Source organism: Okeania sp. (assembly GCF_983059655.1).
In genome coordinates, this window is record NZ_CEZPJD010000503.1 from 1 (window position 1) to 5,869 (window position 5,869).

Sequence of the window (5,869 nt, forward strand, 5' to 3'; positions counted from 1 at the left end):
TTTACCTATTTTTTACCTTCATATGTTCAACTTGCATTATTGTTATGTCTTGTGTTTAAAGTCAGTATCAAAAATTAATAGTTATGCCACCTAGTATCAATTTTAGTCAAATAATTCGTAATACTTCCAAAGTATCCTTAGTAGCCTTAACAATTGGTCTAGCTACTACAATTACTGGAATCAAGTATGGCCTTGCTCAACAAAAAGTCGCCTTAGTTGGTGCTGGGGCATCTTTTCCAGCTCCTTTATATCAGCGTTGGTTTGCTGATATGAGAGATAGTCGTTCCGATCTTCAGGTAGATTATCAATCAGTTGGTAGTGGTGCTGGTGTCGAGAGATTTACCCAAGAATTAGTAGATTTCGGTGCTAGTGATGTGGCAATGAAAGATGATGAAATTGCTAAAGTTGGTAGGGGAGTAATGATGTTACCTATGACGGCAGGTAGCGTTGTCTTGGCTTACAATTTACCAGACGTACCCAACCTAAAATTATCCAGGCAAGCTTATGTAGATATACTTTTGGGTAAAATTACAAAGTGGAATGACCCCAAAATTGCTTCTGCTAATTCTGGAGTAAGTCTACCAGACCTACCAATTACTGTAGTTCATCGTTCTGATGGTAGTGGTACAACTGGAGTTTTTACTAAGCATCTTAGTGCTATTAGTCCAGAGTGGAAACAGAAGGTAGGCGAAGGAAAAACAGTTCAGTGGCCTACAGGTGTAGGTGGTGCTAAAAATGATGGTGTAGCTGCTTTAATTCGTCAAACAGAGGGTGGCATAGGTTATGTGGAGTTTGGTTTTGCTAAGAGTGCTGGTCTTCCTACTGCAGCTTTGGAAAATAAATCTGGCAGTTATGTGAAAGCTTCTCTGGAGTCTGCTAAGTCTACTCTAGCAGCAGTGAAATTACCAGGAAATCTACGTGCTTTTATTAGCGATCCAGAAGGTGGTGGCTCTTACCCTATTGTTACTTACACTTGGATGCTGATTTATGGTCAATATGATGATGCAGCTAAAGCTCAGGGTATTGAGAAAATGATTGAGTATGGCTTAAATGAGGGTCAAAAGGTAAGTGCTGATTTAGGTTACATTCCACTCCCTGACAATGTTCGTCAGACAGTTGCATCAGCTGCTGATAAAATTAGCTCAGGCTATAAAATAAGTCTCAAGTAATTCTACATAAGTAAAATTGAAAATACTTGGCACTTAATACCTGAAACATATCTTGGCAAGTAATTCCTGATTTTTCAACTATTCAACCCTTCTTGAAGATTTAGAAGGGTTTACTTTCCCTAGTGCCAAAAAAATATTTATTGGTAAGGCTTTTAGGATTTTGTAACTGGTTAGTTATTTCTGGCATCTTGCACTAGGTATAGACAACCTCACATCATAAAATCATATCAAACCCGGGTAGCATTGGCATAATTTCGAGAGTTTGGGGAGTGTGGGAACCTGCCCCTCCTAGAAGGAGAATATCGAAAAAGATTTCGCAATGGCACATCGGTTGGAATATTACCTCTCTAACCTCAAAGAATTTTGTACTCTACTTAGGGCTTGCTGATTAAATATCAGAGCATTGACTGAATATTGGTTTAAAGAATTTTAGGTACTGAAAAAGTAGCAGCTTTTCGGTGGATGGAGGGGAAAAAGTGAGGATTTTGGGGTAATAAATGAGAGAAAAACTCAGGGGCAATGATGAATGACTACCTCTTCTACAACTCCTCTAAATCCTAACTCTTAACTGCTGCCTACTCCCTACCCTAAGAAAAAGACTTGATGAGCGCAAACCCTGCTTAAATGAGTTACGTTACAAATATTTCCTATTTTTTAACTAATAGACATCTCCAAATAATCAAAAATCAAATCAATTATCGTAGATAAATCATCAACTATTTCCCCCTACTGCTTACTGCCTACTTCCTCTTTTCCGGAGAAGTCTAATATCTAATATTAAGGTTACCCATCAAGAACTATTAACCTATCCTTAACCTAAATAGGTTAAGCTTTCATTTATTCTTTTTGGTGTCTAGGTATAGAAAGCTAATAATTATGCAATTTGTTATTAATCTTGCTCGAATAACTCGTAAGACTGCAAAAATTTCTGCAGTAGCTTTGACAATTGGTTTAGCTGCCTGTGGTGGTGGTGGTGACACTGATGGTACAGGTGGAGGTGGTCAAGTAAACCTCGTTGGAGCAGGAGCTTCTTTTCCGGCACCTCTGTATCAACGTTGGTTTCAAGAGTTGGGTCAGAGTGACTCTAGCCTACAGGTAGATTATCAGTCAGTAGGTAGCGGAGCTGGTATTGAGAGATTTACTCAAGAATTAGTAGATTTCGGTGCTAGTGATGTGGCAATGACAGATGAGGAAATTGCTCAAGTTGGTCGGGGTGTCATTTTGCTACCGATGACTGCTGGTTGTGTTGTATTAGCTTACAATTTGCCAGATGTTTCTGGTCTGAAGCTTTCTAGGGAAGTTTATGTAGACATATTGTTGGGTAATATTACTAACTGGAATGACCCTAAGATAGCTGCAATTAATCCTGATGTAACTTTGCCAGATCAAACAATTACGGTTGTATATCGTTCTGATGGTAGTGGTACAACTGGAGTTTTCACGAAGCATTTAAGTGCTATTAGTCCAGAATGGAAAGAGAAAGTTGGGGAAGGTAAAACTGTTCAATGGCCAGTAGGTATTGGTGGTGCCAAGAATGATGGTGTAACTGCTAGCATCCGTCAAACCGAGGGAGCAATAGGTTATGTTGAGTATGGGTTTGCTAAGAATGCTGGTCTGAATATGGCTTCCCTGGAAAATAGTTCTGGTAATTATATAGAAGCTACTGCTAAATCAGCAACTGCAACTTTAGAAGCGGTAACATTACCTGAAAATCTACGAGCTTTTATTACCGATCCAGAAGGGGAAAATTCTTATCCAATTGTGACTTACACTTGGATGCTTGCTTATGGTCAATATGATGATGCAGGTAAAGCTCAGGGATTAGAAAAAATGATTGAATTTGGCTTAAATGAAGGTCAAGAAATTAGTGGTGAAATAGGTTATATCCCTCTACCTGATAATGTACGTCAAAAAGTTTTAGAAACTGCCGATAAAATTAGCCCAGATTACAACATTACTCTCAAGTAGCATCAATTCAATAATGGATAATTGATAATTGATAATTACCTCTACCTAAAAGGAAGAGGATTGAATAAAAGGAAAATTTTTTCTTGTTTCTCCTTTAAAGGAGAGGCTTGAAACCTGAATTATTTAATTAATAATTATTAATGATTCGGTAAATAAGGTGTTAGGTAGGGGCAGGTTCAACGCTATTCTTAATTGCTCAACATTAAATTTAGATGAACCCGCCCCTACCCCTAAAATCTGATTGGTTTTTAAACTTTACCGATCGAGCAAATGTTCTACACCTATCACCTTTGGATAATTCAGAATTATAAATTTAGTTCATTGCACTAATTTTGAGATAATATAACATCAAAATTGGTCCGATAAAATCCTTGAAGTTGACTCAATAGTTCCTTGAAAATGTATATACCTATTTGAGATAAATAGAGGTAAACAATTTTATGGTTGCACAATCTAAAGTTAAGCAAGATAGTCGGTCTCGGACTAGTACAGAAAGAAAGTTTGATGATGGTTTTATTACTGTAACTAAAGTTTTTGCTTGGGGTATTGCAGCTATTCTAATATTGATAGCTTTAACAGTAGCTTGGCAAGCTATACCAGCTATTAATGAATTTGGCCTAAGTTTTCTATTTAAAAGTGTTTGGAACCCTGTTGCTAATGATGGAAAAGGGGATTATGGTGCATGGCCAATGATTGTGGGAACTTTAGTTAGTTCATTCCTTGCCCTATTTATTGCAGTTCCATTAGGTCTAGGTACAGCGATATTTTTAAGTGAAGGATTTCTTCCTCCAAAAATTACTACTCCATTAACTTTTATGGTGGAATTATTAGCAGCTATTCCTAGTGTAGTTTATGGTTTATGGGGTATTTATGTTTTACTTCCTTTACTTAAACCAGTTGAGGCTTTTCTAGGTAATTATTTAGGCTGGATTTTTATTTTTTCTCTTCCTAAAGGTGTTAGTGCAGGGGGTCCGGGAATGTTCCCTGCTGCTATCGTTTTATCAATCATGATTTTACCTATTATTACAGCAATTTCTCGTGATTCTCTTGCTAGTCTTCCTCCCGATCTAAGACAAGCTTCTATGGGTATAGGAGCTACCCGTTGGGGTACTATTATTAGGGTTTTAATTCCAGCAGCTTTTTCGGGAATTGTTGGTGGAATAATGTTAGGTTTGGGTCGAGCTATGGGAGAAACTATGGCTGTAACAATGTTAATTGGTAATGCTAACTCAATTAAACCTACTCTTTTTGCTCCGTCTAATACTATTGCTTCTTTGATGGCTAACCAATTTGCTGAAGCTTCTGGTTTACAACTTTCTGCTCTGATGTATACAGGGATAATTCTGTTTGTTTTAACCCTACTAGTAAATATATTAGCTAATTGGATTGTTAATCGAATTAAAGCTAAGTATTAATTACTACTACATGAATACAAATTGATTTGAATCTGAATTATTAACTATCAACTCTTAATTATTAATTATTCATTATTAATTATTCATTATTAATTATTCATTGTTCATTATCAATTGTTGAATACTATCTTGAATTAATCATGGCAGACATTACCTATAATCAACAACACTCTGAATCTATTGTGAATCTGAAAAAAAACCCTAGCAGACCAAGGGAAATATTCAATAAAGTGATGACTGTACTATCAAGTGCTTGTATCTGCATCACTCTTGTTCCTCTATTTGCTGTATTAATTTACGTTTTTATTAAAGGATCATCTCGTTTAAATTTAGATTTGTTTACTAAGTTACCACCTGCTGCAGGTCAAACTTCTGGTGGTATTGGTAATGCGATTTTAGGCACAATTATGGTAGTGGCAATTGCTAGTTTAATTGCTGTACCTTTTGGTGTTTTTGCAGCAGTTTATTTATCAGAATTTAGCGATGAGGAAACTGCCCGTCCAATTCGATTTGCTACTAATGTTTTGAGTGGTGTACCGTCAATTATTGCTGGGGTATTTGCCTATAGTTTATTGGTACTATCTATGGGTAAATTTTCAGCATTTGCAGGTGGAGTTGCTTTATCGGTTTTGATGTTACCGACGATTATTAGGACCACTGATGAGGCTTTACAAATAGTTCCCAGGGATATTAGATGGGCATCGGTGGGAGTTGGTGCTTCTAATTATCAAACTGTTTTACAAATAGTTTTACCTGCTGCTTTACCAGGTATTATTACAGGTATTACTCTTGCTATTGCTCGTGCTGCTGGAGAAACAGCTCCATTACTTTTTACTGTTGTTTATTCTAATAATTGGCTTCGTGGTATTAGTATTGAGTGGGTTACTCTAGTATCATTTTGGAATTTTGTAACAATAAAATTACCTATTATTGAATATTTTGATCCTATTGAGCTTATATTTTCTCAAACAGTACCATCTTTGGCTTATTTAGTATATGAATTTGCTCGTAGCTTTGATTTGGTTTTACAGGAGTTTGCTTGGGCAGGTTCTTTAGTTCTAGTTTTATTGGTTTTAATTACCAGTATTCTTTCTCGTTGGGCAACTAGTCAAAAACAGTTTTGATTGAAGAAGGAAGAAGGCAGAAGGTCTAATTGCTTATTGACTCAAACCCTAAACAATATTTAAGTATCTCTGTTGACTGTGGGGTATTAAACTCTTCATTAATGGATAATTGATAATGGATAATTGATAATTACCTCGGGTTAAAACCGTTACGGAATTGAATATAAGGAAATACTATTTCTTCTCTTGGTTG

The 5,869-nt window shown here is 36.4% G+C and carries 4 protein-coding genes; all 4 read left to right on the top strand.

Annotation, left to right across the window (positions count from 1 at the left end; all coding sequences use genetic code 11):
- The first annotated feature begins 83 nt into the window (after nt 1-83).
- Nucleotides 84-1,169 carry a phosphate ABC transporter substrate-binding protein PstS gene (gene pstS, locus AC3DU7_RS22820; protein WP_488041586.1) on the top strand — a complete coding sequence of 362 codons (1,086 nt, stop codon included), beginning with the start codon at nt 84-86 and terminating at the stop codon, nt 1,167-1,169.
- Between the two features lie 876 nt (nt 1,170-2,045).
- A complete protein-coding gene (gene pstS / locus AC3DU7_RS22825; RefSeq protein ID WP_488041587.1) occupies nt 2,046-3,137 on the top strand; it encodes a phosphate ABC transporter substrate-binding protein PstS in 1,092 nt (363 codons plus the stop codon).
- 440 nt (nt 3,138-3,577) lie between these two features.
- Nucleotides 3,578-4,552 (top strand): phosphate ABC transporter permease subunit PstC, encoded by a 975-nt coding sequence (pstC, locus tag AC3DU7_RS22830; protein ID WP_488041588.1) that lies wholly within the window; start codon nt 3,578-3,580, stop codon nt 4,550-4,552.
- Nucleotides 4,553-4,692: 140 nt separating this feature from the next.
- Nucleotides 4,693-5,676 carry a phosphate ABC transporter permease PstA gene (pstA, locus tag AC3DU7_RS22835; protein ID WP_488041589.1) on the top strand — a complete coding sequence of 328 codons (984 nt, stop codon included), beginning with the start codon at nt 4,693-4,695 and terminating at the stop codon, nt 5,674-5,676.
- Nucleotides 5,677-5,869 lie beyond the last annotated feature (193 nt).

What these genes read in the sequence shown, in the direction of transcription:
- pstS (WP_488041586.1), top strand. Translation starts at nt 84, where the DNA reads ATGCCACCTAGTATCAATTTTAGTCAAATAATTCGTAATACTTCCAAA.
- pstS (WP_488041587.1), top strand. Translation starts at nt 2,046, where the DNA reads ATGCAATTTGTTATTAATCTTGCTCGAATAACTCGTAAGACTGCAAAA.
- pstC (WP_488041588.1), top strand. Translation starts at nt 3,578, where the DNA reads ATGGTTGCACAATCTAAAGTTAAGCAAGATAGTCGGTCTCGGACTAGT.
- pstA (WP_488041589.1), top strand. Translation starts at nt 4,693, where the DNA reads ATGGCAGACATTACCTATAATCAACAACACTCTGAATCTATTGTGAAT.